Genomic DNA, 23,019 nt, shown 5'->3' with positions numbered 1-23,019 from the left:
GCTGACGGGGTGTGAGGGGAAAAGAGACCGCAGGCACAATGCGGGCTAAAGGAAGGATATGGGGACATCGGTGAATACACGCAGCGCCCGGCCATGGTGGCGGACGCTGCTGCTCTGGATCGATTCCAACTCGGAGGTCGAAAACCCCAAAGAGGGCATTGACTACATCCGCATCCTGCCGTTTATCGGCATGCACCTCATGTGTTTCGGCGTCATCTGGGTCGGCGTTAGCCCCATTGCGGTGGCGGTGGCGGTGGCGCTGTACGTGGTACGGATGTTCGCCATCACCGGCTTTTATCACCGCTACTTTTCGCACCGGGCGTTTAAAACCAGCCGGATCGTGCAGTTTATTTTCGCCGTCATCGGCGCCTCCTCGGTCCAGCGGGGCCCCCTGTGGTGGGCCGCTCATCACCGCGGTCATCACCGCCACAGCGATACCGACCTGGACCCGCATTCACCCCAGGCCGGCTTTTGGCAGGCGCACATGCTGTGGTTTCTCCAGCAAGAAAACTTTGCGACTCGCCAGGAACGCGTTCGCGACTGGGCGAAATTCCCCGAGCTACGCGCTTTAGACAGCTCCGATCTGCTTGTCCCGGTGGCACTGGCTGTGTCCCTGTTCTTTTTTGGAGGCTGGGTAGCCGAGCAGTACCCCGCGTCCGGGACCTCAGCCGCGCAGATGCTGATCTGGGGGTTTTTTGTGTCCACCGTCGCGCTCTACCACGGCACGTTCACCATCAACTCTCTCGCCCACCGCTTCGGCAGCCGACGCTTTAAGACCGGCGATACCTCGCGGAACAACGCGCTGCTGGCGATCCTGACCATGGGTGAAGGCTGGCACAACAATCATCATCGCTATCCGGCATCAGCGCGCCAGGGGTTTTACTGGTGGGAGTATGACGTGACCTACTACCTGCTGCGGATGATGGCGGCCGTCGGTCTGATCTGGGACATCCGGCCGGTCCCGGAACGGGTCCTTGAGCAGGGAAGAAACGGGCGCCGAGGACAAGGCGACGCGAGCCAATCAGCAGGGGACCAAGCGCCCGGCATTGCGGCCAACCACACCGATTCATGAGCCGCATCGCGGTGATTGGCGCCGGGGTTTCAGGCCTCGTGGCGGCCCGCGCGCTCGATCGTGAGGGTGAAGTTACGGTATTCGAGAAGGCCGACTATCCGGGCGGTCATACCCACACCCATACGCTGGAGCTAAAGGGGCGAACCTATCGCGTTGACTCCGGGTTCATCGTCTGCAACGCGCAGAACTATCCCAACTTCACCGCGATGCTCGACGAGCTAGAGGTGCCCTTGCTGGACACCGAAATGAGTTTCTCGGTCAGCAACGCCCAGAGTGGTCTCGAATACAACCCCAACTCTATCCCCAAACTGTTCTGTCAGAGGCGCAACTTCGTCCGGCCGGCTTTTTGGCGGATGCTAGCAGACATCCGTCGGTTTTATCAGGCGGCGCCAGCGCTGCTGGAGAGCGACGATCCGGGCCCCAGCACCGGCGAATATCTAATGACCGAAGGCTACAGCGCGACCTTTATCAACGATCATTTGATTCCGATGGCCTCGGCACTCTGGTCGGCCCCGCCGTCCCAGATCATGCAATTCCCCATGCGCTATATGGTGCAGTTTTTTCATCACCATCAGATGCTGAAGCTCAAGGGCCGGCCTCAGTGGCGCGTCGTTCGCGGCGGTTCTGCGAGCTACGTTGAGGCGCTGATCGAGCGGCTCAACGCATCGGTTGAGCTCAATTGCCCGGTGCAAGAGGTTCGTCGAAAGGGGGCCAAGGTCGAGATCCAAACGGGTAACGGCTCCTGGCAAGGCGACCGGGTGATCTTCGCCTGCCACAGCGATCAGGCGCTCGCGCTGCTGGCCGACCCCAGCGATGAGGAGCGGGACGTGCTCGGCGCCATTCCCTACCAGAGCAACGATACGGTCCTGCATACCGACGAGCGACTGCTGCCGCGTCGCCGGCCGGCCTGGGCCGCCTGGAATGCCCGGGTGGACAGCACCGCCAGCAAATCCTGCACCGTGACCTACAATATGAACATCCTTCAGCGGCTGGAAGCACCGGTGACTTTTTGCGTAACCCTGAACCAGACCGACCAGATCGACCCCGAGAAAATCCTGGCCCGCATGCAGTACCAGCATCCGATCTACACGCGGGAATCGGTGGCGGCGCAGGCCAAGGCCAAAGCGCTGAACGGGCGCAGCAGCACGTACTACTGCGGCGCCTGGCAGGGCTGGGGCTTTCATGAGGATGGCGTCGTCAGCGGCCTGAATGCCGCCAACACCCTGCGGGAGTCGCTGGATGCATAGCGCCATCTATCGGGGTTTTGTTCGGCATCGGCGCTACCAGCCGGCGGCGCACAGCTTCCGCTATCAGGTGTTCCAAATTTATCTGGATCTGGATGAGATCGACGCGGTGCTGGGACTGTCTCGCTGGTTTTCCCGGGAGGCCTTCAACCTGGGCAGTTTCCGCCGCAGCGACTACCTCGGCCGCGAGGGTGACCTGAAGTCCTGCGTGCAGCAGCGGATTGCGGAGGAGGGGCTCACACCGCCGGCGGGCCCGGTTCGGCTGCTGACCCATCTGCGTTACGTCGGGCATTGCTTCAACCCCGTGAGCTTTTACTACTGCTTCGAAGAGGACGGCGAAACGCTCAACACCATCGTCGCGGAGATCACCAACACGCCCTGGAAAGAACGCTTTCAGTACGTTCTGCCGCTGGGCGACGCCACGGCAGGCAAGGCGGATTTTTCCTTTGCCAAGCAGTTTCACGTCTCACCGTTTATCGGCATGAAGCGCCACTATCGGTGGCGGTTCACGCCGCCGGATCGGCAGCACGTCATTCACATGGAAGTGACGGACGGAACGGAAAATGAATTCGACGCCACGATGGTGCTAAAGCAGCTGCCGATGACCCGATCGAACCTGAACCGCTGCCTGATTCGTTATCCGCTGATGTGCGGCAAGGTCGTTTCGGCCATCCACTGGCAGGCCCTCAAGCTTTGGCTCAAGCGCGTTCCCGTCCACGTGCACCCGAAGCATGCCCAAGACAAGACACAGCACTCATGACCAGCACGAAAACCCGCCTTCAACCAGACTCCAGATCTTTCACGACCCAGTGGCTGCGCCAGCAGCTGTTCAAGCGGTTTTCTATGCTCGAGCAAGGTCAGGTCACGCTGGTTGAGGGTAACAACGAATACCAGTTTGGCGACGAGCAGGCCCCGCCGGAGCTCTGTGCCCGGGTGATTGTCCTCGACCCAAAGATGTACCGTTTTATCGCCTTTGGCGGCACGGTTGGCGCGGGGGAGTCCTATATGGAAGGACACTGGGAGGCCGAGGATCTGACCGCCGTCATCCGGGTATTTGTGCGCAACAAAGATACGATGAATCAGCTGCAGCGTGGCCTGGCTCGGCTGAGTGCGCCGGTACTGCAGTGGCTCCATAAACGCAACCGAAATACGCGAGACGGCAGTGCCCGTAACATCGCTGCGCACTACGACCTGGGCAACGATTTTTTTGCGCTGTTTCTAGACCGCAACATGATGTACTCGAGCGCGGTATACCGGGATCCGCAGGAAACGCTGGAGACGGCGTCCGATCACAAGCTCGATCGTATCTGCCGCAAGCTTGAGCTCAAGCCCGGCGATAACGTACTGGAGATCGGCACCGGCTGGGGCGGCTTCGCAATCTTTGCCGCCAGCCACTATGGCTGCCATGTGACCACCACCACCATTTCCCAGGAACAGCACGACCAGGCGAAGCGCCGCATCGAAGACGCCGGGCTCACCGATCGAATCACGCTGCTCAAGAAGGACTATCGCGACCTGGATGGACAGTTCGACAAGCTGGTCTCCATCGAGATGATCGAGGCGGTGGGACACCACTACCTCGATACCTACATCCAGCAGTGCGCGGCCCTGCTCAAACCCGACGGCATGTTTCTGCTCCAGGCCATCACCATTCAGGATCAGCTGTACGATCAGGCAATCGGCGGCGTCGATTTTATTCAGCGCTATATCTTTCCCGGCAGCTTTATCCCCTCGATCAACGCGATCTGCAGCGCGGTGGCCCGGGTGTCGGACCTGCGTTTGTTTCATCTGGAAGACATCGGACCCAGCTACGCCCTCACGCTGCGCGAGTGGCGGCGACGTTTCTTGAGTCGCCTGGATGAGGTCCGCCAGCAGGGCTATCCCGAAACCTTTATCCGCATGTGGGAATACTACCTGTGCTATTGCGAGGGTGGCTTTCTCGAACGCTCGATCGGCAACGCGCAGATGCTGCTCACTAAACCCGGCTCACGCCGCGAATCACTGGTACCGGCTCTATGAACGTTTTTCTGAACTTTGTGGCTTTTCAAATCTGCTGGATCGCGTGCGGGTGGGGTGGCGCGCACGGCTACTGGTGGCTGGGCATTGTCGCTGTTGCGCTGTTTGCCTTCTGGGAGATGACTCGCTCGCACAGTGCGGCTGCGGACCTCAAGCTGCTGTTGGTCGTGCTGGTGCTGGGCATTGTCGTGGATACGATCTACGTCCAGCTCGGGCTGCTGACGTTTGCTACGCCGGTTCCCAGCGAGCAGCTCGCGCCAGTCTGGATCTGGGCGATGTGGGTCTCGTTTGCGCTGACGCTGAACCACTCTATGGCGTGGCTCAAAGGCAAAACGCTGCTGGCGGTAGTCTTCGGCGCCATCGGCGGACCCTTCGCCTACTGGATCGCCGCGTCAGCCTGGGATGCTGCGTTCATCAATCCCGATAAAGTGCTGCTCGCCTACGGCGTGATCGGGGTTGCCTGGGCGGCGCTCACGCCGGCCCTGCTCAAGCTCGCGAGCTATTTTGACACTCGCCCGGCGGGCGAGGCGCCGGCAGCGGTGGCGACATGAGCACCATCGCCTGGGCCGAAAAAGGCTGGATTCCCGATCCGCTGATCCGCTTTGGCATCAACCGGCTCAATCGTAAACGCCTGCGAAAAGAGTTTGCTCATGACGCCATCAGGCGCCACGAGCGCTTCAGCGAAGTGCTCACCGAGCTGCGAGAGAGTCCGGTGGCCATCCACACCGACGCGGCCAACGAGCAGCACTACGAGGTGCCGCCAGGCTTTTTTGTGCGATGCCTCGGCAAGAGGCTCAAGTACTCGAGCTGTTACTACCCAGCCGGCGTCACAACGCTCGACCAGGCTGAAGAGGCCATGCTCACCCTGACCTGCCAGCGTGCGGAGCTGGCTGACGGACAGAATATCCTCGAGCTCGGCTGCGGCTGGGGCTCACTGACGCTGTGGATGGCGGAGCATTACCCCGACGCCAAAATCACCGCTGTCTCCAACAGCGCGCCACAGCGTGAGTACATCCTCGCGCAGGCGGCTGAGCGTTCACTCGATAATGTCGAGGTGATCACCGCCAACGTCGCAGAGCTGACGCTCGACGCCAAGTTTGACCGGGTGGTTTCGGTTGAGATGTTCGAGCACATGCGGAATTACCGTCACCTGCTGCAGAACATCCACACTTGGCTCAAGCCCGGCGGGAAGCTGTTTGTGCACATCTTCTGTCATCGCGAAGCGATGTATCCCTTCGAAGTGGAGGGAAAAGACGACTGGATGGGGCGGTATTTCTTTACCGGCGGCCTGATGCCGGCCGCTGACACGCTGCTGTATTTCCAGGAGCACCTCAGCATCGAGCGCCAGTGGCGCATGTCCGGGCAGCACTACGAGAAGACCTCCAATCATTGGCTGGAGAACATGGATCGCCACCGCAGCGAGATCGCTGACGTGTTTGCGCCGGTTTATGGCGAGGCGGACGTCGACCTGTGGATCCAGCGCTGGCGAATCTTTTTTATGGCCTGCGCGGAGCTGTTCGGGTTTAATGAAGGCCAGGAGTGGCTCGTAGGCCACTATCTTTTCTGCCGCAGCTAGTCCAGGAACACCCGCCATCGAGCCGGTGGCCCTAACCCGACGAGCTCACTGCGGCTTTCGCTAAGAACTGCAGGAGGCGGCGCTTGAAAGCCAGCTGGACTCAACGCGGGCGCGACAAGAGCGGGTCATGAGCAAGAAACCCGTCAACCGCGACCTGACCAAAGGCTCGGTGCGCGGTCATCTGATGCGCCTGACCTGGCCGATGACCTTCGGCATTCTGGCGCTGATTTCCACCTCGGTCGTCGACACCTACTTTGTCGCCAGCCTCGGCACGGACGCCCTTTCCGCCCTATCGTTCTCTTTTCCGGTTTTTATGACCATCACCGGGCTGTCGGTGGGCCTCGGCGCCGGCGCCACCTCGGTCGTTTCACGCAGTATCGGCAAGGGTGATCAGGAGATGATCACGCGGCGCAGCACCGATGCGCTGCTGCTGAGTTTTCTGCTGGTCACCACCCTGGTCATCTTGGGCGCCCTGTTCGTGAGGCCGCTCTATGCCTCCCTCGGCGCCAGCGGCGAGGTCCTGGAGCTGGTTGTCGACTACACCATCGTGCTGTTTTATGGCATGCCGTTCCTCGTGATTCCGATGGTGGGCAATAGCCTCCTGCGGGCGGCCGGTGACGCCAAGGTTCCGGGGATCATCATGACCAGTACGGCGCTTCTCAACGTGGTGCTGGACCCGATCCTGATCTTCGGACTGCTGGGCGCACCGAGGCTGGAGATGCATGGCGCCGCGCTGGCGACGGTGATCAGCAACGGGACGGGCATGCTGATGGCCCTGTGGGTGCTGTATTTCCGTGAGAAGATGATCGCCCTGAATCTGCCCCCGATTCAGGAGGTGCTCAACTCCTTCAAGAAAATTCTTCACGTCGGCATTCCGGCCGCAGCGGCCAACATGATCAACCCGATCGGCGTCGGCGTCCTGACCGCCCTGCTCGCCAGGCACGGGAAAGAAGCGGTCGCCGCTTTCGGCGTTGCGACCCGCATCGAATCCATCGCCGCGGTCGGCCTGTTTGCCCTCTCCGCCTCCATCGGGCCGGTCATCGGCCAGAACTGGGGCGCCGGTCGGCGCGGCCGGGTCCGGCTGAGCCTGGTCCGCAGCTTCCAGTTTTGCCTGGCCTACGGTCTGATCTGCGCGTTGCTGCTTGCGCCGCTCGCGCCGTTTGTGCCCAAGCTGTTTAGCGACATCCCGGCAATTGTGGAGCTCGCCCAAAACTACCTATGGATTGTCCCGGTGACCCTCCTGGGCTACGGCATCAACATCGCGGCCGCGGGTGCACTCAACGCGGCCGGTTGGCCGCTGGTTTCCGCTGGCCTCACGTTTCTGCGGATGTTTGTCGTGGCCGTCCCGGCAGCCCTGCTGCTGGGTGCCGCCATGGGCGCCAACGGCATTTTTGTGGCGCTGGCGCTTGCCAACCTGGCGGCCGGCGCCATGAGTGCGGCAGCCGCCTTTCGGGTCATCAATCGACATGCGCCCAGCGCGCCCGAACACCAGACCCAGAACCCCGTGGCCGCAACGGCGGGTGCCGACGCGGGTCCAGCATGATCCAAACCCGCGCGCTGATCGACACGCTCAAGAAGGTGCTGCGGGAGCAGAACATCACCTACGCGACAGTTGCGGAACACCTCGAACTGAGCGAGGCAAGCGTCAAGCGGATGTTTGCCACCTGTAACGTCACGCTGGCCCGGCTAGAACAGATCTGCGACCTGGCACAGCTGTCACTAACGGAACTCGCGGGGCTCAACCAAACCAAGCCCGAGCCGCTCACCCAGCTCACCCCAGACCAGGAAGAAGAGCTCCTCGCGGACCCCAAGCTGCTGCTAGCGGCGTTTATGACGCTGAACAACTGGCAGGTCGAAGAAATTGTGCAGACCTTCGACATCACGGAACACGAGCTGATCCAGCGCCTGGCCCGCCTGGACCGCCTGCGAATCATCGAGCTGAAGCCCGGCAATCGCGTTCGGCGACTGGTGGCTCGAAACTTCACCTGGCGCAAGGACGGGCCCGTGCAGAGCTACTTCGAGCGCAGCGTGAAGCAGCATTTCCTCAACAGCCGGTTCAGCCGGGACACCGATCATCTCCGGTTTATGGGCGGACGCCTGTCGAGCCAGTCGCTGGAACGCATGCGCCAGGCAATTGAGCGACTCACGGTGGAGTTCGACGACATGGTAGAAGCCGATGCGAGCCTCCCTCACGGGCAGAAAACGGGCGTCGGCGCGGTGTTTGCCATCCGCCCCTGGGAGCTTCCCGCATTCAGCAGCCTGCGTCGCAAACCCTGAGCGGCTAGTGTCCTTGCATCCATGGCTGCGATTGCTACATTGAACTCATGGATCAGATCTGGACAGTCGAACCGGCTCAGGGCAAAGATGCGGCCACCATGGCGCTGCTGTCACGCAATCTGATCGAATACGGCCTCCCCTGGCGCTGGACTCCAGGCCGGCTGCGCCGCTGCATCAACCACCCGGACTACGTCGCGTTGACAGCCCGCCACGGGCCGACGCTCGGCGGCTTTGCGGTGATGCAGTTTTACACCCGTCGCGCTCACCTGTGTCTGCTGGGCGTAGTGCCCTCGCTGCGTCGCCAGGGACTCGGCGGACGTTTGCTGAACTGGCTGGAAGAAAGCTGCCGGATTGCCGGCGTGTTTGACGTGGAGCTCGAGGTAAGAGAGTCCAATCGAGGCGCCGTCAAGTTCTATCAGCAGCGGGGTTTTGTCACCAGCAAGCGAATTCGCCACTACTACACCCGCGGGGAACATGCGGTCCGCATGCGTCACGACCTCCGCAGACTTTAGTGCCGCTAGCTAACGGTCACCGGCCGCTGGCTGACCGCCGTCTGAAACGAGTCGGCTGAGCTGAGCCCCAGCTGCTGCAGCAGGGCCAGAAAATCAATGTAGTTACGCCCCTCGAGCAGCAGGCTGTTGCGGCAGCGATACCAGGCCGCGCACTCGAGCCCGGCCCGATGGCCAGAGCCACGGTGGGTGACGTTGAGGTTGAAGCGTGCCATGCCTTCCTCGCCCCACTCCATCGACTCGTTCAGCACCACGTCAAAATCGCAGAACACATCGGTCATAGCGGAGAAGTAGTCATGAATCTGCTGGTGCCCGCGATAGGGCCCACCGGGCAGCCCGAGCAGAACGCCGTCAGGGGCGACCATCTCATCGATGGCTTCGGCCCGTCCTTCGTTCCAGAGCCGCTGAAACCATCGTTCGATCCACTGGTTGGGGGTCATGAAAAATCTTGGCCTTGGCACAGGCCGTCAGTTTATCAGCGCAGACCCACTCTGGTAATGTGACCCCTTCCTAGTTTCGGGCTGTGCCGCACCGTTGACGACCTTTGAAGACGATATCGAAATCCACTATCCGAATACGGTGCTGCAGCGCCAGCTCGCGGGCTGTGAGTCGCTGAATACGGCGCTCTACGAACTGATCTGTCAGCTGGCGGAGCAGTTTGAAAACTCGCCGGAAAACGCCGTCGGCGGCGGCGAGATCTCAACCCAGGGCGGCTACCAGACCTCCACCCGCATGAACCTGTTCACCGTGGATAACCCGACGATCAACCAGTTTGTCCAGGAGGTGCTGACCGACGCCGTCGCGGCCTACGTGCGGGAGGTATTTGGGTCGGAGAGCCAGCAGCTCAGCCCCTGGCCCGTCGGGTGGGCCAACCTGCTGCGCGACGGCGACTGGCAGGGGCCACACTGGCATCCGACGGACAAAAACATTGCCAGCGGGGTTTACTACGTTCACCTCCCCGAGGAGATGGCCAATCCCGAGGGCCACATCGAGTTCATCAATCCGATGCCCCTGTCGGTCAACCACGGCTTTCCGTCAACGCGCCGGCTGACGCCCCGGGAAGGCAAGCTGATCCTGTTTCCGCCCTGGTACACCCACTACGTTCATCCGTTCCGTGGACCGGGGCAGCGGGCGATCATTGCCTTTGACGTGCTGGCCCAGAAACCGGGCCTGGATCTGGTTTTCTAGCGATACCGGCGCTGAAGATCCTTAAGGCCATCCGCTCCGGGGTGTAACCCGGCGTAAGGCTGGCTGTGCAGAGGCCCCGGGACGGTGTGGTTGACGTCGTGGAGATCGTCCTGGCCCGGCTGAATGTACATCAGACCCGTGACCACCTCACCGCGTTTCGCCGCGTCCTGAAGAAAGCCGATGGTGCGCGCTCGGTCGCTTGGATCAAAACCTTCATCCACCTTGCGCAGCACAATCCGGCTGCCGTCATGCAGCTCCACCGGCATGGCCTCGCCATGATCGTAGGCGGTTTTGATGTCCTGCGCCGGCGGCACAAAATCCGCGTGGATCGCGGGATGGTAATACCGCCGGGTGTACGCATAGCTCTTGGTGGAGTCTTCGTGGTCGTTGAAGGTCACACAGGGTGACAGCACGTCCAGCAGCGCAAAACCCCGGTGACGGATCGCGGCCTTCAGCAGCGGCACCAGCTGCTGCTTGTCGCCCGAGAAGCTGCGCGCAACAAACGTGCAGCCGAGCGCAATCGCCGTCACCACGGGGTCGATCGGCGGCTGAACGTTCGTCTCGCCGCGCTTAGCGCGGCTTCCCACGTCAGCTGAGGCCGAGAACTGGCCTTTGGTCAGGCCATAAACGCCGTTGTTTTCGATCACGTAGGCCATGTTCAGGTTCCTGCGCATGGCGTGCGCCAGCTGCCCGAAGCCGATCGACAGCGAATCGCCGTCCCCGGAGACACCGAGACAGACGAGATCGCGGTTGGCGGCCCCGGCGCCGGTGGCCACCGAGGGCATCCGGCCATGAACCGAATTGACGCCGTGGGCCTGGCTCATGAAGTACGCGGGCGTTTTCGAGGAACACCCGATGCCGCTGAGCTTGGCTACCTGATGAGGAACCAGCTCCAGCTCCCAGGCGGCCTGGACCAGAGCTGCGGTGATGGAGTCATGACCACAACCGGCACAAAGGGTCGACATGCCGCCCTCATAGTCGCGGCGCGTCAGCCCCAGCGCGTTTTTCGGCAGCCTGGAGTTAGCGACCGTCGGCTTGCGGATAAAACTCATGCGGCAACCTCCTGGTTGAGTGCGCGTCCGATGTCCTCGACGATATCCCGGGCACTGATCGGCATTCCGTTGTAGTGCCGGATGGAACTCAGCTGCTGGCGCGTGGCCTGGGTTTCCATCAGCAGCAGTCGGCGAAGCTGACCGTCCCGGTTCTGCTCCACCACAAAAATCCGGCGATGGCTGGCGATGAACGCATCAACTGCGTCAGCAAACGGAAATGCCTTCACGCGCAGATAGTTCAAAGCATAGCCTCGGCCAGCGAGCAGGTCTCGGGCCTCTCGGACCGCCCCGTCGCAGCTGCCGATCGAAATAATCCCGACCTGGGTGTCGGCGGAAATTTCCACCACCGGTGCCGGCAGCGCGTCTCTGGCGGTTTCAAACTTGTGCTCAAGTCGATCGAGGACGCGCTGATACTCCTCAGAATTTTCGGTGTAGGTTCCCCGCTCCGTATGGCCAGACCCGCGCAGAAAGTAGGCACCGTTCGGGTGCACGCCAGGTAGACTGCGCCAGGGAACGCCGTCGCCGTCGACGTCGGCATAGCGATGGAAGTCGGGCATCTCCGCCAGCTGCTCAGCGGTCAGCACCTTGCCGCGGTCTGGCGCGTAGCCGTCATCCCACTGCAGCTCCGGCGCCATCCAGTCGTTCATCCCGATATCGAGGTCGGTCAGCATCATCACCGGCGTCTGGAACCGTTCGGCCAGATCAAACGCGGCAACCGCGAGCTCAAAACACTCGTGCGGGTCAGCCGGAAACAGCAGGATATGGCGGGTATCACCGTGCGAGGCGTAGGCGCAGCTGAGGATGTCACACTGCTGGGTCCGGGTTGGCATGCCGGTGGACGGGCCCACCCGCTGCACGTCGATCAGTACGATCGGCACCTCGGTGTAGTAGGCAAAACCGATGAACTCACTCATCAGCGAAATGCCTGGACCGCTGGTCGGGGTAAACGCCCGCGCGCCAGCCCAGGCGGCACCCACAACCATCCCCACGGCGGAGAGCTCGTCTTCCGCCTGCACAATGCAGAACCGACGCTCGCCGCTCTCAGGGTCGACCCGGTAACGCTCGCAGTAAGACTTGAAGGCGTCCATCAGCGAGGTGGAGGGCGTAATCGGATACCAAGCGCCGACGGTGGCGCCGGCGTAGAGACAACCCAAAGCGGCGGCCGTGTTGCCGTCGATCATAATGTGGCCGGCGGTTTCGTCCATCGCCTCGAGCCGCAGCGGTAGCGGGCAGCTGAAGTGCTCTTGCGCATACTGATAGCCGAGATCGATGGCCGCCTGGTTGGCGTCGACCAGGTGAGCTTTGCTGGCAAACGTCTCGTTGAGCAGCTCGCGGATAATCGCCATATCGATTTCCAGCAGCGCCGCGAGCGCGCCCACGTAGGCCACGTTTTTCATCAGGATGCGGGACCTGGCCTGGTCAAAGTGCTCATTGCACATGCCGGCCAGCGGAATCCCCAGGATGGTGACATCCTTCCGGCTCAGCTGACTATCCCGGGGCCAGGTGGCGTCGTACAGAAAGAACCCGCCTGGCGCTACTTCCGCCAGATCCTCAGCGTAGGTCTCGTTGTTCATCGCAATCATGATATCGACCTGCCCTGATCGGCAGCGATAGCCATCGCGACTGACCCGAATTTCGTACCATGTCGGCAGCCCCTGGATATTGGAGGGGAAAAAGTTTTTGCCCGTCACTGGGATGCCCATCCGAAACAGCGACTTCATCAGCAGGCCGTTGGCCGAAGCCGAGCCGGTGCCGTTCACGTTGGCGATCTTGATGACAAAATCGTTGATCCGGCTTCCCGACGGGGAAGCGGCTTCAAGGGGGGCGGGCTTACCGTGGTCGGATGTCATCAGCGGTTCTCTAGGAGGTACTCAGGGTCATACTCTGGGCCATAGTTTAGGCTGGCGCTGACGTCTCGGGCATCAAGGTCGAGCGGCGATCCTGACGGGAGACTCATCGACGACCAGGTCGTCAGCATGGGGAATCTTGATCAGCGACTTCTGCATATCCCAGGCCGCCGTCGGACACCGTTCGGCACACAGGCCACAGTGCACGCACTGGTCTTCATCTTTGACCATCACGCGGGCCGTCTGCGGCAGCACTTCGGAGACAAACAGCGGCTGGTCGAGATTCTCCGCCGGCACGGTGAGCTTGGCCCGCAGCGCCGGCTCCTCGGCGTTTTCCGTAATCGTCAGGCAGCTGGTCGGACACACGTCGATGCAGGCGTCACATTCGATGCATTTTGGCGCGTCAAAGACGGTCTGCAGATCACAGTTCAGGCATCGCTCCACCTCAACCTGAAACTCCTCCAGCGAGTAGCCGAGCTCCACCTCGATGTTGAGCTTCTTAAATCGCTTTTTGAGATCGACGTGCGGCACCAGCTGGCGCTCGGAGCCGTCGAAGTCGTTCGAAAAGCTCCACTCGTGGAGGCCCATCTTGGCGCTCTGCAGGTTGACGCCTCGCGGCGGACGATCGTTGACGTCGCCGCCGAGGCAATGGCGATGGATCGACAGCGCGGCCTCATGGCCGTGGGCCACCGCCCAGATGATGTTCTCCGGGCCCCAGGCCGCGTCTCCGCCAAAAAATACGCCCGGACGGGTGCACATAAAGGTACTGCGGTCGACAACCGGCATGTCCCACTCGTCAAACTCGATTCCCAGATCCCGCTCGATCCAGGGGAACGCGTTCTCCTGACCAATCGCCAGCACCACGTCGTCACACGGTATGGTGACCTGGTCAACGACACGCGAGTCGACGATACGCCCGTCTTCCACCGTATATTCCATCCGGTCAAAAAGCATGCCGGTGAGCACGCCCTCTTCGACGACAAACGCGACGGGAGAATGGTTGACCACAATCTCAACGTTTTCTTCTTCGGCGTCGTCCAGCTCCCAGGCTGAGGCCTTAAAAAACTCTCGGGGTTTGCGCGCCATGACTTTGACATCAGTGGCGCCGAGCCGCAGGGAGGTCCGGCAGCAGTCCATGGCCGTATTGCCGACACCGATGATCAGCACGCGCGAGCCAATCTTTTCTGTATGGCCAAAAGACACCGACTCGAGCCAGTCGATACCGATATGAATACGCGGAGAGTCGTGGCGGCCCGGCAGCTCGAGCTCTTTGCCGCGCGGAGCACCCGTGCCGACAAAAACCGCGTCGAAGCCCTGCTCCAGCAGGCTGGCCATCGAGGTGATCTCGCAGCCCGACTGAAGATCGGCACCCATCGCCAAAATATCGTTGATCTCCTCATCCAGGACCTTTTCCGGCAGCCTGAACGAGGGAATGTTGGTACGCATCAATCCACCCGGGCGATCGAAGCGCTCAAAAATGGTGACCTCAAAGCCCAGCGGGAGCAGGTCGTTGGCCACGGTCAGTGACGCACAGCCGGCGCCGATCAGCGCCACCCGCTTGCCGTTGGTGGTGGTCGGCGCCTTCGGCAGTCGATCCTGAACGTCGCTGCGGTAGTCAGCAGCCACCCGCTTAAGGCGGCAGATCGCCACGGGTTTATCGTCGACCCGCGCGCGCCGACAGGCGGGTTCACAGGGGCGGTCGCACACGCGGCCCAGGATGCCAGGGAAAACGTTGGATTCTCGATTGACCATGTAGGCGTCCGCGAAACGGCCCTGGGCAATCATGCGGATATAGAGGGGAACGTCGGTATGGGCCGGACAGGCCCACTGGCAGTCAACAACCCGGTGAAAGTAGTCCGGATGTTGGGTGTCGGTTGGTTTCAATTTGCCCTCGCCGTACCCCGATGCCTCGAATCGTGGCGATAAACCCGTCCTAAGTCAATCCTAGTGTCATTCGGCGGCATCCAGCGGCGATGTATCGCCGGCGAGCAGCAGCGCCAGCGCGTCGTCATCCAGCACGGCGACACCGAGATCCTGAGCTTTGGTCAACTTGGAGCCCGCATTGTCGCCGGCGATCACGCCGCTGGTTTTTTTTGACACGCTGCCGCTGACCTTAGCGCCCAACGCCTCCAGCCCTGCGCGCGCTTCGCTCCGTGGCATCGATGACAGCGTTCCGGTCAGCACAAACGTCCGCCCGGTCAGTGGCCCTTCCGCCGGACCGGCCTGATGCTCATGCTCGGGCCAGCTCAAACCCGCCGCTCGAAGCTGATTGAGCAGCTGCTGGCTGCCCGGATCGGCAAAGTAGGCGGCGAGGCTGGCGGCCACCACCGGGCCCACGTCCGGGACCTGTTCAAAGTCGTCAACGCTCGCGCTGAGCAACGCGTCGAGTGAACCAAAGTAGCTCGCCAGCGTTCGGGCAGTCGCGTGTCCGACGTCCCGGATCCCCAGGCCGAAAAGCAGGCGCCCCAGCTCGGTCTGTTTGCTCGCTTCGATCGCGGCGACCAGATTCGCCGCAGATTTTTCTCCCAGCCGTTCCAGTTCCGCCAGCTGCTCGACGGTCAGGCGATACAGATCGGCGGGCGTCCCAACCAGTCCTACGGTCACCAGCTGATCGATCACCTGGCTGCCCAGCCCCTCGATGTCCATCGCCAGGCGCGAGACGTAATGGATCAAGCCGCCACGGACCTGGGCCGGGCAGATCATCCCGCCGGTACAGCGACTGACCGCCTCACCCTCCCGCCGGACAATCGGCGAGTTGCACAGCGGGCAATGCGTGGGCATGACAAAAGGCTTAGCGTCAGCCGGGCGCCGTTCGAGCACCGCGGAGACCACCTCAGGAATCACGTCACCCGCGCGCCGCACGACCACCGTGTCCCCCGCCCTCACATCCTTGCGCTTGACCTCATCTTCGTTGTGCAGCGTGGCGTTGGTCACGGTCACACCGCCGACAAAGACCGGCTCAAGGCGGGCTACCGGCGTCACCGCGCCGGTACGGCCGATCTGCACCTCAATCGCCTCCACCCGCGTGAGCTCCTCCTGGGCGGGAAACTTATGCGCCAGCGCCCAGCGCGGCGCGCGGGAGACAAACCCCAGGTCGCGCTGCAGGAGGTATTCGTTGACCTTGTAGACCACTCCGTCAATTTCATAGGGCAGTTCATCACGCCTGCTGCCGATGTCAGCGTAATAGTCAAGACAGCCCTGCGGGCCCTCGACCACGCGGTGATCGGGGCTGACGGGCAGCCCCCACTCGCGGAGCTGCTGCAGAAACTCACCGTGCGTCAGCGGGAGCTCCGTGTCCGCCAGCTGGGCCCCGGCGTAGGCAAAAAAGGACAGGGGCCGCTGCGCGGTCAGCCGCGGGTCGAGCTGGCGCAGGCTGCCGGCGGCGGCATTCCGCGGATTGACGAAGCGCTTGGCCCCGCTGGCCTCCGCGTTGGCGTTATAGCGCTCAAAGTCCGCCTTGCTGATGTAGACCTCACCGCGTACTTCGACCAGCGACGGCACCTCACCGCGAAGGCGCAAGGGAATCGCGCGAATCGTGCGGGCGTTGAGCGTGACGTTTTCCCCGCTATTGCCGTCGCCGCGGGTTGCCGCCCGGACCAGCTGACCATCCCGGTACAGCAGGCTGAGGGCGAGCCCGTCGAGCTTCGGCTCAGCGACATAGCTGACCGGCTCATCGCGATCGAGGCGCTGGCGGATACGCTGATCAAATTCTTCGACCTCCTGCTCGGCAAACGCGTTGCCCAGCGAGAGCATCGGAACCTCGTGCTGCACCGACTCGAACTGCGGCAGCGGCGCGTCGCCGACGCGCTGGGTCGGGGAGTCGGGGGTGATCAGCTCCGGGTTGGCCGCCTCCAGTGCCTCAAGCTCGCGCATCAACCGATCGTATTCCACGTCCGGAACGGTAGGCTGGTCGAGGACGTGGTACTCGTGGCTGTATCTTTCGAGCGTGCGCCGGAGCTCGGAGACCCGGCTCGAAACGTCGCTCATAGCCGTTCGGGGTCCTGCGGCTCGTGGCCCCGATCGTATTCCCGCATCTCATCGCGGATATGGGCAACGGTCTGACGGCTGAGGCTGCTCCCGGATTCGTCAAGCAGGCTGCACTCGAGCAGGTCAGCCAGGCGCTGGCCGGCCGCGAACATGGCGTCCCAGGCGTCCAGCGCGCTCAGCTCGTTGGGCAGCGTCATAAACAGACACAGCCCCGGCGTAAAGGTGCTTGCCATCGAGGCTTTATCGAACGTGCCGGGGTTGGTGATGTTGGCCATGCTGAACACCGCTACCTGATGGTCAGCGCGGTCCATCATGCGGTGATAGATACCGCGGTCGCCGAAGCTCAAACCCACCTTTTCTGCCGCCTCGGCGATATCGGTGCCGTGCAGTCGTGCGGTGCCGCTGCCGCGCAGCAGCAGAGTGACAATTTTTTCCGGGTCATCCGGGAGATCAACGCTCGGACCATCGGCGCTTGCTTCGGCGTCCGCGGCGCGCTCCACTTGGCCGTCCGCTACGTCCAGCGTGGGCGGCTGACGATCCTCGGCGATCAGCTGCCCCAGCCGGGCCAGCTCTCGCTCCATGGACTCATCCAGCGGCTCGCCGGCAACCGGGGCTTCGGTGCCCGGGTCGTCGCCGTGAGCCTCCGCCTCGTCTTCGAGCTCCCGCAACCGAGCCTGAGCCTCTTTGCGGCTGCCGAAGAAATAGATGGCGCCGACAATCGCGGCACCGACGGCCAGCAAAATCCAGCGGAGCCCATCCATTAACCGTCAACCATCCTCGTTGCCTCAGCGATATCCACCGATACCAGACGCGACACGCCCGCTTCGGCCATCGTGACGCCGAGCAGCTGGTGTGCCGCCTCCATGGTGACCTTGTTGTGGGTCACCATCAGGAACTGTACCTGCTCCGACATGTGTTTGACCATATCGGAGAAGCGGCCGACGTTGGCGTCGTCCAGCGGCGCGTCCACCTCGTCCAGCATGCAAAACGGCGCGGGGTTCAGACGGAAGATCGCAAACACCAAAGCCACGGCGGTAAGCGCCTTCTCGCCGCCGGACAGCAGGTGAATGTTGCTGACGCGCTTGCCGGGCGGCCGGGCCATGATCGCCACCCCAGAGGTCAGCAGATCGTCTCCCGCCAGCTCGAGGTAGCCGTGCCCACCGCCAAACAGCTGCGGGAACAGGTCCTTGAAGCCGTCGTTGACCTGATCGTAGGTTTCTTTGAACCGTGTCCGGGTCTTTTTGTCGATGGTCTTGATCGCCGCCTCTAAGGTTTCCAGCGCCCGGTTGAGGTCCTCGTTCTGCTCATCGAGGTAGCGCTTGCGCTCCGACTGCTCTTCGAACTCGTCGATCGCCGCCAGGTTCACCGGCTCCAGCCGGGTAATCCGGGTGGCCAGCTTCTCCAGATCGGAAGCCATGGCAATCGGATCCGCGTTCTCCGGCAGGCTTTCCAGCAGGGGCTCCAGCTCAAAACCACCGGATCTTAGCTGCCCGGTCAGGCCTTCCAGCCGGACCCGGTGACCTTCCTGCTCCAGCTTGAGCTGCTGCAGCCGATCCCGGGCCTGCCCTTCCGCGGTGACGGCATCACGCCGCCCGTGGTCCAGCTCCTGAATCCGGCTGGCGTGTTCGTCAGCCGTCTTGCGCTTCTCCACCAGCCGAGCCTCGATTTCCTTGCGCCGCTCCAGGGCCGACTGCAGGGCCTTCTCGTCCGCAGCGATGGGCTGATCGGAAGACTCCAGCAGGGTGGTGAGCTCCTCACTGCGAGCCTTGAGCGCCTCAATCTGCTGCTCGCTGCGCGTCAGCGACTGCTGCGTCGAGTTGAGCGCTGCTCGCTTCGCTTCGAGCTTCAGCGCCAGCTCGTGAGCGGCCAAGCGGGCCTTGTTGGCGTTGTTTCGCGCCTGCTCAAACGCCGCCGCCGCTGCGGTGCGCCGCTCCGCCAGCTCCGACCGCCGGCCCTCCAGTTGGGCCATCGCCTCCACGCTTCCCTCCAGGCGGGTGCGCGCCTCCTGCACGGCGCTCTCGTCGTTGGCGATGCGGTTGGCCAGCTCCGCCGACTCGGAGGCAATTCGCTCGCTGCGCTCATCAAGGTGCTTCAGGCGTGCGGCAATGCCGTCCGCCCGGCCCGCAGCCTCGGCGGTTTGCCGGTTTTTCATCGACAGCTCGCGGGCCGTCTCGTCCCGCCGGATCTGCAGATCGTTGAGCGCCTCGCCGACCGACACCTTCCGCTGGGCCAGGGTCTCGATCTCCCGATGGAGTTTCTCAAGCTGTTCGGCCAGCTCCGCAATCTCGCGTTCCCGCGCGATCACGCCGCCGCTGTCATCCTGGTCGGCGGACACACGGAGCCAGGCTTTGCCCACCCATTGGCCCGCCGGCGTAATCAGCGATTGACCGGGCTCCAGGCTGTCGCGCCGCGCCAAAGCCTCCGCCAGATCGCCAGCGACAAAGATATGGGACGCCAGTTCGATCGCGGCGGCGGGCCCGGTCATATGTTCCGCCAGCGTTCCCGCGGCGCCGCTTTGCCCGTCGGACCGCTGTAGCAGGGTCAGTGAGCCACCGTCGAACGCTCGCAGGGCGCTGCCCAGCGTGCCGAGCTCGTCGACCAGCGCCGCTTCCAGAAAGGGGCCGAGGACTTTTTCAGCCGCGTGCTCGAAGGTGGGATCAACCCGAATCTCACTGGCGAGCCGTGGGGCATCACCCAATCCCTGCGCTTCTAACCACTGCAGCCCGGCGCTGGTGTCCTGAGTCGACTGCTGCAGCGCCAGCAGCGAACTGTGTCGCCCGCGGGCCTGCTGACTCCGGTCGCGACTCGCCGCGAGCTCGTCGTCGATGTCTCGGAGCCCATCTTGCTTGGTCGCCATCTCGGTGCGCAGACCTTCCAGCGTCTCCTCCAGGGCCTGCGCCTCACCGGCCAGCGAGTCGCGCTGCCCGGTGAGTTCGCTCAGCTCGTGCTTAAGATCTTCGGTGGCCACCGCCCGCTTTTCCTCAGCCAGCTTTTCCAGCCGCCGACCCGCGTCCACCAGCTGCTGATCCAGGTGGCCAATCTTGGTGCGCTCAACGTCGGCCTGGCGGCTGCTATCGGAGCTCGACTGGCTGTGTTCATCCCACTGGCTTTGCCACTGAGCCAGCGCCCCTTCCGCCGACTGGGCGGCGTCCAGCGCCTCGTTTTCGTTGGTGCGCGCGGCTTCCAGCGCCGGTTCGAGCTCACCGATCTCCTGCGTCATCTGCTCGCCGTGTACCCGGTCCAGATCGAGATGTTCGCGCAGCGACTGCAGGTTGTCCTTGAGATCCTGCTGTTCCTTACCCTGCTGCGCCGTCAGCTCCCGCCGGTGGGCGATCGACTGCTCCAGACGCGCGATGGTGGAACCCGTTTCATACATCTCACCCTGCACGGCGTTGACCGCCTCAAACGCTTTGCTTTGCGTCTGCCGTTCACCCTCCAGATCAGCCTCCAGCGCCCGCAGCTTGGCGATTTTGGCCTCCAGCTCCGTTTCTCCGCTCCCCAGGGCCGCAGCCGCCTGCTCCAGCACGTCCGCCGCGTTGGCGCAGTTCAGAGCCAGGAGCTGCGCGTCACCCTGGCGCTGTTCAGCCTTCAGCTCTTTGTACTTTTCGGCCTGCTTGGCCTGCCGATCCAGGCGCCGCAGCTGCTGCTCCACCTCACCGCGCAGGTCGTCCAGCCGTTCCAGGTTTTCCCGGGTGTGGCGGATCCGGTTTTCGGTTTCCCGCCGCCGCTCTTTATACTTAGAGATCCCGGCCGCCTCCTCCAGGTACACGCGCAGCTCCTCCGGCCGGGCTTCGACCAGCTGGGAGATCATCCCCTGCTCGATAATCGAGTAGCTCCGCGGCCCGAGGCCGGTACCCAGAAAGAGGTCCGTGATATCGCGGCGGCGGCAGCGCGTCCCGTTCAAAAAATACTGCGACTGGCCGTCCCGCGACACGGTGCGGCGAATCGAAATCTCGCCAAACGACGCGTACTCGCCCGTCAGCTTGCCCTCGCTGTTGTCGAACAGCAGCTCGACGGTAGCCTGGCCGACTGGTTTGCGGGAATTGGAGCCGTTGAAGATCACGTCGCTCATCGAGTCGCCGCGCAGCAGCCGGGGTGAGCTTTCACCCATCACCCACCTGACGGCGTCAATAATGTTGGACTTTCCGCAGCCGTTGGGGCCGACTACGCCAATCAGATGGCTGGGCAGATGAAAGGTTGTTGGGTCAACAAATGACTTGAATCCTGACAGTTTGATTGTCTTAAGGCGCATCAGAGAAGAAAATTCACCCGGGCCGCGCGCCGATCGCGCGGCTGATTATCGTTAGTTAAAGGAAGCGACATGAGCACCCAACCGTCTACGGATCTGGAAACTTTTCCTAATCCGCAAACCGACGTGGATTACACCATCCGCATCAAAATCCCGGAATTTACCTGCCTCTGCCCAAAAACCGGGCAGCCGGACTTTGCCACGCTGCACCTGACCTACGTGCCCAACGCGGCCTGCCTCGAGCTGAAAGCCCTCAAGCTCTACATGTGGAGCTTTCGAGATCGCGGCGCGTTTCATGAGGCGGTCACCAACGAGATCCTGGCCCACATGGCCAAAACCTGCCAGCCGCGCTACATGAAACTGGAGGCCGAATTCTACGTACGGGGCGGCATTTATACCACCGTTACCGCCGAGCATCGTCAGCCCGACTGGGCGCCCGCGTCGGCGGTCAGCCTGCCCTGACGGAAAACGCCGAAACGACGCGCCTGGGAGCCGCTGGGACCCCGCTTCAGCGCAACCGATGGCGTGAATCAGGGTCCGTTTTGCAGGTCGATTCGCGCCTGGCTCCTCAGACGCTGCATGTGGCGCTCGAGTCGCTGGCGCGACAGGCTGTTGCGGATGCCCTCTTCGATTTGATCGAGGGCGGGCGGCTGGAAGGTTCGCTGGTCTTCGAGCAGCACCACGTGCCAGCCGTACTCTGAACCGATCGGAATCGGGGAAAACTCGCCAGGCTTCAGGTTTTTGAGGACCGGCGTGAAGCCCTCCGGCACCTGCACCAGGTTGACCCAGCCCAGATCGCCACCGCTGCCGGCTGCCGGGTCGAGCTCCGCGAGCAGGGTGTCGAAGGGTTCGCCCTGCGTCAGGCGGCTGATCAGCTGGGCTCCCTCTAGCTGGCTCGGCACCAGCATGTGCTTTAGCTTGTATTCCGTTCCGCCGGTCAGCTCTAGCTGGCGCTGATACTCAGCCGTGATTTCCTGGTCGGTGATCGGCTGACTCCTGGCCATATCAGACAGCGCGAGATTGGCGAGAAAGGACCACTCCTGCACCTTGAGCGCCGCCTGGGCCTCAGCTGTCAGCAGGCCGCTTGAGCGGGTTTCATCGACCAGTAGGAGCATATCAACGAGATCCTTGAGCGCCGCGTCGCGGACCTCAGGCTGGTCCAGCGTCTGGCGCCTGAATTCAAGAAACGCGTCGAGCTGTGGCGCGGTGACCGCGTTGCCGTTCACCGTCGCAATTACCTCGCCGGCGTCAACTGGCGCCGCAGAGTCGGTGCCGCCGCCCCCGCCGCAACCCGTCAGGACCAGCAGGCAGACCGTGGTTGCCAGGAGCGTGGAGGTTGGGCTCACGGCGCCGCCTGCGCAGGGACGCGCGCGTCGATGCGCAGCGCGTGGATATCCGTTTGCATCATGTCGCCCAACGCGGCGTAGACCAGCCGATGTCGAGCCAACGGGGCCTTGCCGGTGAATTCGGCGGCGGCGATGGTGAGCGCAAAGTGGCCTCGGCCATCACGCGCGCCGACATGCCCCTTATGCAGATGGCTCTCATCGTCAATTTCGAGCAACTCGGTGTTGAGCGCAGCCTCCAGCCGCTCCCTCATCCGGACCATCCGCTCCTCGTTCACGGCAGCACCTGCAGATAGGGCCGGACGTCGACGCTCTCATAGACGCCCGCGGCCTGATACGGATCGGCGTCAGCCCAGGCGCTCGCCGCCTCGAGGCTGTCAAATTCCGCGACGATCAGGCTGCCGGTGACGCCGGTGGCCGCAATATCCTCGCTGTCGGTCGCCGGAAATGGACCGGCGATCACCAGTCGACCTGCATCGGCCAGCACCTGCAGACGGTCCAGGTGCGCGGCCCTGGCCCCGGCCCGACCGGCTGCGCCGTCGGGACCGTCGCGTCCCATGATTGCGTAGAGCATAAAAATTCCCTGACTTCAGTCCCTCATGATAGCGCTTTTCCCGGGCCGCATTGACCCGCTTAAAACCGTCGCGGACCAATTGCCA

The 23,019-nt window shown here is 62.8% G+C and carries 21 protein-coding genes; 11 read left to right on the top strand and 10 right to left on the bottom strand.

What is annotated here, in order from left to right:
- The first annotated feature begins 70 nt into the window (after positions 1-70).
- The 9 genes from AAF358_20250 (at position 71) to AAF358_20210 (ending at position 8,697) form a co-directional block, all read left to right on the top strand.
- Positions 71-1,072: an acyl-CoA desaturase gene (locus tag AAF358_20250; GenBank protein MEM7707896.1), complete on the top strand. Its 1,002-nt coding sequence runs from the start codon at positions 71-73 to the stop codon at positions 1,070-1,072.
- Positions 1,069-2,319, top strand: coding sequence for an FAD-dependent oxidoreductase (locus AAF358_20245; GenBank protein ID MEM7707895.1), 1,251 nt, complete (start codon positions 1,069-1,071; stop codon positions 2,317-2,319). The genes AAF358_20250 and AAF358_20245 overlap by 4 nt, the downstream gene beginning before the upstream one ends.
- On the top strand, positions 2,312-3,076 hold the full coding sequence (locus tag AAF358_20240) for a DUF1365 domain-containing protein (protein ID MEM7707894.1): 765 nt from the start codon (positions 2,312-2,314) through the stop codon (positions 3,074-3,076). Before AAF358_20245 ends, AAF358_20240 begins: the two co-directional genes overlap by 8 nt.
- On the top strand, positions 3,073-4,335 hold the full coding sequence (locus AAF358_20235) for a cyclopropane-fatty-acyl-phospholipid synthase family protein (protein MEM7707893.1): 1,263 nt from the start codon (positions 3,073-3,075) through the stop codon (positions 4,333-4,335). The genes AAF358_20240 and AAF358_20235 overlap by 4 nt, the downstream gene beginning before the upstream one ends.
- Positions 4,332-4,883, top strand: coding sequence for a DUF2878 domain-containing protein (locus AAF358_20230; protein MEM7707892.1), 552 nt, complete (start codon positions 4,332-4,334; stop codon positions 4,881-4,883). The genes AAF358_20235 and AAF358_20230 overlap by 4 nt, the downstream gene beginning before the upstream one ends.
- Entirely contained in the window at positions 4,880-5,908 is a 1,029-nt protein-coding gene (locus tag AAF358_20225) for a cyclopropane-fatty-acyl-phospholipid synthase family protein (GenBank protein ID MEM7707891.1), read from the top strand. The genes AAF358_20230 and AAF358_20225 overlap by 4 nt, the downstream gene beginning before the upstream one ends.
- A gap of 127 nt (positions 5,909-6,035) precedes the next feature.
- Positions 6,036-7,451, top strand: a complete 1,416-nt coding sequence (locus AAF358_20220; GenBank protein ID MEM7707890.1) for an MATE family efflux transporter — start codon at positions 6,036-6,038, stop codon at positions 7,449-7,451.
- Complete coding sequence (locus tag AAF358_20215) at positions 7,448-8,185, top strand: helix-turn-helix transcriptional regulator (GenBank protein ID MEM7707889.1); 738 nt, start codon at positions 7,448-7,450, stop codon at positions 8,183-8,185. Before AAF358_20220 ends, AAF358_20215 begins: the two co-directional genes overlap by 4 nt.
- 47 nt (positions 8,186-8,232) lie before the next feature.
- The gene (locus AAF358_20210; protein ID MEM7707888.1) at positions 8,233-8,697 is read left to right on the top strand and encodes a GNAT family N-acetyltransferase; all 465 of its coding nucleotides are present in this window, start codon (positions 8,233-8,235) and stop codon (positions 8,695-8,697) included.
- Between the two features lie 5 nt (positions 8,698-8,702).
- On the opposite strand, the gene AAF358_20205 is transcribed toward AAF358_20210, so the two are convergent.
- On the bottom strand, positions 8,703-9,134 hold the full coding sequence (locus tag AAF358_20205; GenBank protein ID MEM7707887.1) for a nuclear transport factor 2 family protein: 432 nt from the start codon (positions 9,132-9,134) through the stop codon (positions 8,703-8,705).
- A 94-nt stretch (positions 9,135-9,228) separates the two neighbouring features.
- Here AAF358_20205 and AAF358_20200 point away from each other — a divergent pair, with 94 nt between their 5' ends.
- The gene (locus tag AAF358_20200; GenBank protein ID MEM7707886.1) at positions 9,229-9,882 is read left to right on the top strand and encodes a putative 2OG-Fe(II) oxygenase; all 654 of its coding nucleotides are present in this window, start codon (positions 9,229-9,231) and stop codon (positions 9,880-9,882) included.
- On the opposite strand, the gene AAF358_20195 is transcribed toward AAF358_20200, so the two are convergent.
- The 6 genes from AAF358_20195 to smc form a co-directional block, all read right to left on the bottom strand.
- Entirely contained in the window at positions 9,879-10,934 is a 1,056-nt protein-coding gene (locus AAF358_20195) for a 2-oxoacid:ferredoxin oxidoreductase subunit beta (GenBank protein MEM7707885.1), read from the bottom strand. The genes AAF358_20200 and AAF358_20195 overlap by 4 nt on opposite strands.
- On the bottom strand, positions 10,931-12,784 hold the full coding sequence (locus tag AAF358_20190) for a 2-oxoacid:acceptor oxidoreductase subunit alpha (GenBank protein MEM7707884.1): 1,854 nt from the start codon (positions 12,782-12,784) through the stop codon (positions 10,931-10,933). Before AAF358_20190 ends, AAF358_20195 begins: the two co-directional genes overlap by 4 nt.
- 72 nt (positions 12,785-12,856) lie before the next feature.
- Positions 12,857-14,665, bottom strand: coding sequence for an FAD-dependent oxidoreductase (locus AAF358_20185; GenBank protein ID MEM7707883.1), 1,809 nt, complete (start codon positions 14,663-14,665; stop codon positions 12,857-12,859).
- A 66-nt stretch (positions 14,666-14,731) separates the two neighbouring features.
- Complete coding sequence (gene ligA / locus AAF358_20180; GenBank protein MEM7707882.1) at positions 14,732-16,768, bottom strand: NAD-dependent DNA ligase LigA; 2,037 nt, start codon at positions 16,766-16,768, stop codon at positions 14,732-14,734.
- Positions 16,765-17,529 (bottom strand): cell division protein ZipA, encoded by a 765-nt coding sequence (gene zipA / locus AAF358_20175; protein MEM7707881.1) that lies wholly within the window; start codon positions 17,527-17,529, stop codon positions 16,765-16,767. Before zipA ends, ligA begins: the two co-directional genes overlap by 4 nt.
- Positions 17,529-21,020 carry a chromosome segregation protein SMC gene (smc, locus tag AAF358_20170; protein MEM7707880.1) on the bottom strand — a complete coding sequence of 1,164 codons (3,492 nt, stop codon included), beginning with the start codon at positions 21,018-21,020 and terminating at the stop codon, positions 17,529-17,531. Before smc ends, zipA begins: the two co-directional genes overlap by 1 nt.
- A gap of 69 nt (positions 21,021-21,089) precedes the next feature.
- On the opposite strand from smc, the gene queF reads away from it, so the two are divergent.
- Entirely contained in the window at positions 21,090-21,479 is a 390-nt protein-coding gene (gene queF, locus AAF358_20165; GenBank protein ID MEM7707879.1) for a preQ(1) synthase, read from the top strand.
- 68 nt (positions 21,480-21,547) lie between these two features.
- Here queF and AAF358_20160 read toward each other — a convergent pair whose 3' ends face one another.
- From AAF358_20160 to AAF358_20150, 3 genes are read right to left on the bottom strand one after another with little or no spacing between them, the layout of a single operon-like run.
- Positions 21,548-22,363: a peptidyl-prolyl cis-trans isomerase gene (locus tag AAF358_20160; GenBank protein ID MEM7707878.1), complete on the bottom strand. Its 816-nt coding sequence runs from the start codon at positions 22,361-22,363 to the stop codon at positions 21,548-21,550.
- Positions 22,360-22,623 (bottom strand): BolA family protein, encoded by a 264-nt coding sequence (locus tag AAF358_20155; GenBank protein MEM7707877.1) that lies wholly within the window; start codon positions 22,621-22,623, stop codon positions 22,360-22,362. Before AAF358_20155 ends, AAF358_20160 begins: the two co-directional genes overlap by 4 nt.
- An 11-nt stretch (positions 22,624-22,634) precedes the next feature.
- A complete protein-coding gene (locus AAF358_20150) occupies positions 22,635-22,934 on the bottom strand; it encodes a YciI family protein (protein MEM7707876.1) in 300 nt (99 codons plus the stop codon).
- Positions 22,935-23,019 lie beyond the last annotated feature (85 nt).

Source organism: Pseudomonadota bacterium, assembly GCA_039033415.1.
Lineage (GTDB): Bacteria > Pseudomonadota > Gammaproteobacteria > Xanthomonadales > SZUA-38 > JANQOZ01.
This window is presented reverse-complemented; position numbering and strand designations above follow the sequence as displayed.

Coding starts and splice junctions, on each gene's coding strand:
- AAF358_20240 (MEM7707894.1), top strand. CDS start 2,312: ATGCATAGCGCCATCTATCGGGGTTTTGTTCGGCATCGGCGCTACCAG.
- AAF358_20190 (MEM7707884.1), bottom strand. CDS start 12,784: ATGACATCCGACCACGGTAAGCCCGCCCCCCTTGAAGCCGCTTCCCCG.
- queF (MEM7707879.1), top strand. CDS start 21,090: ATGAGCACCCAACCGTCTACGGATCTGGAAACTTTTCCTAATCCGCAA.
- ligA (MEM7707882.1), bottom strand. CDS start 16,768: ATGAGCGACGTTTCGAGCCGGGTCTCCGAGCTCCGGCGCACGCTCGAA.
- AAF358_20215 (MEM7707889.1), top strand. CDS start 7,448: ATGATCCAAACCCGCGCGCTGATCGACACGCTCAAGAAGGTGCTGCGG.
- AAF358_20155 (MEM7707877.1), bottom strand. CDS start 22,623: ATGGTCCGGATGAGGGAGCGGCTGGAGGCTGCGCTCAACACCGAGTTG.
- AAF358_20205 (MEM7707887.1), bottom strand. CDS start 9,134: ATGACCCCCAACCAGTGGATCGAACGATGGTTTCAGCGGCTCTGGAAC.
- AAF358_20225 (MEM7707891.1), top strand. CDS start 4,880: ATGAGCACCATCGCCTGGGCCGAAAAAGGCTGGATTCCCGATCCGCTG.
- AAF358_20235 (MEM7707893.1), top strand. CDS start 3,073: ATGACCAGCACGAAAACCCGCCTTCAACCAGACTCCAGATCTTTCACG.
- AAF358_20230 (MEM7707892.1), top strand. CDS start 4,332: ATGAACGTTTTTCTGAACTTTGTGGCTTTTCAAATCTGCTGGATCGCG.
- smc (MEM7707880.1), bottom strand. CDS start 21,020: ATGCGCCTTAAGACAATCAAACTGTCAGGATTCAAGTCATTTGTTGAC.
- AAF358_20195 (MEM7707885.1), bottom strand. CDS start 10,934: ATGAGTTTTATCCGCAAGCCGACGGTCGCTAACTCCAGGCTGCCGAAA.
- AAF358_20220 (MEM7707890.1), top strand. CDS start 6,036: ATGAGCAAGAAACCCGTCAACCGCGACCTGACCAAAGGCTCGGTGCGC.
- AAF358_20245 (MEM7707895.1), top strand. CDS start 1,069: ATGAGCCGCATCGCGGTGATTGGCGCCGGGGTTTCAGGCCTCGTGGCG.
- AAF358_20210 (MEM7707888.1), top strand. CDS start 8,233: ATGGATCAGATCTGGACAGTCGAACCGGCTCAGGGCAAAGATGCGGCC.
- zipA (MEM7707881.1), bottom strand. CDS start 17,529: ATGGATGGGCTCCGCTGGATTTTGCTGGCCGTCGGTGCCGCGATTGTC.
- AAF358_20150 (MEM7707876.1), bottom strand. CDS start 22,934: ATGCTCTACGCAATCATGGGACGCGACGGTCCCGACGGCGCAGCCGGT.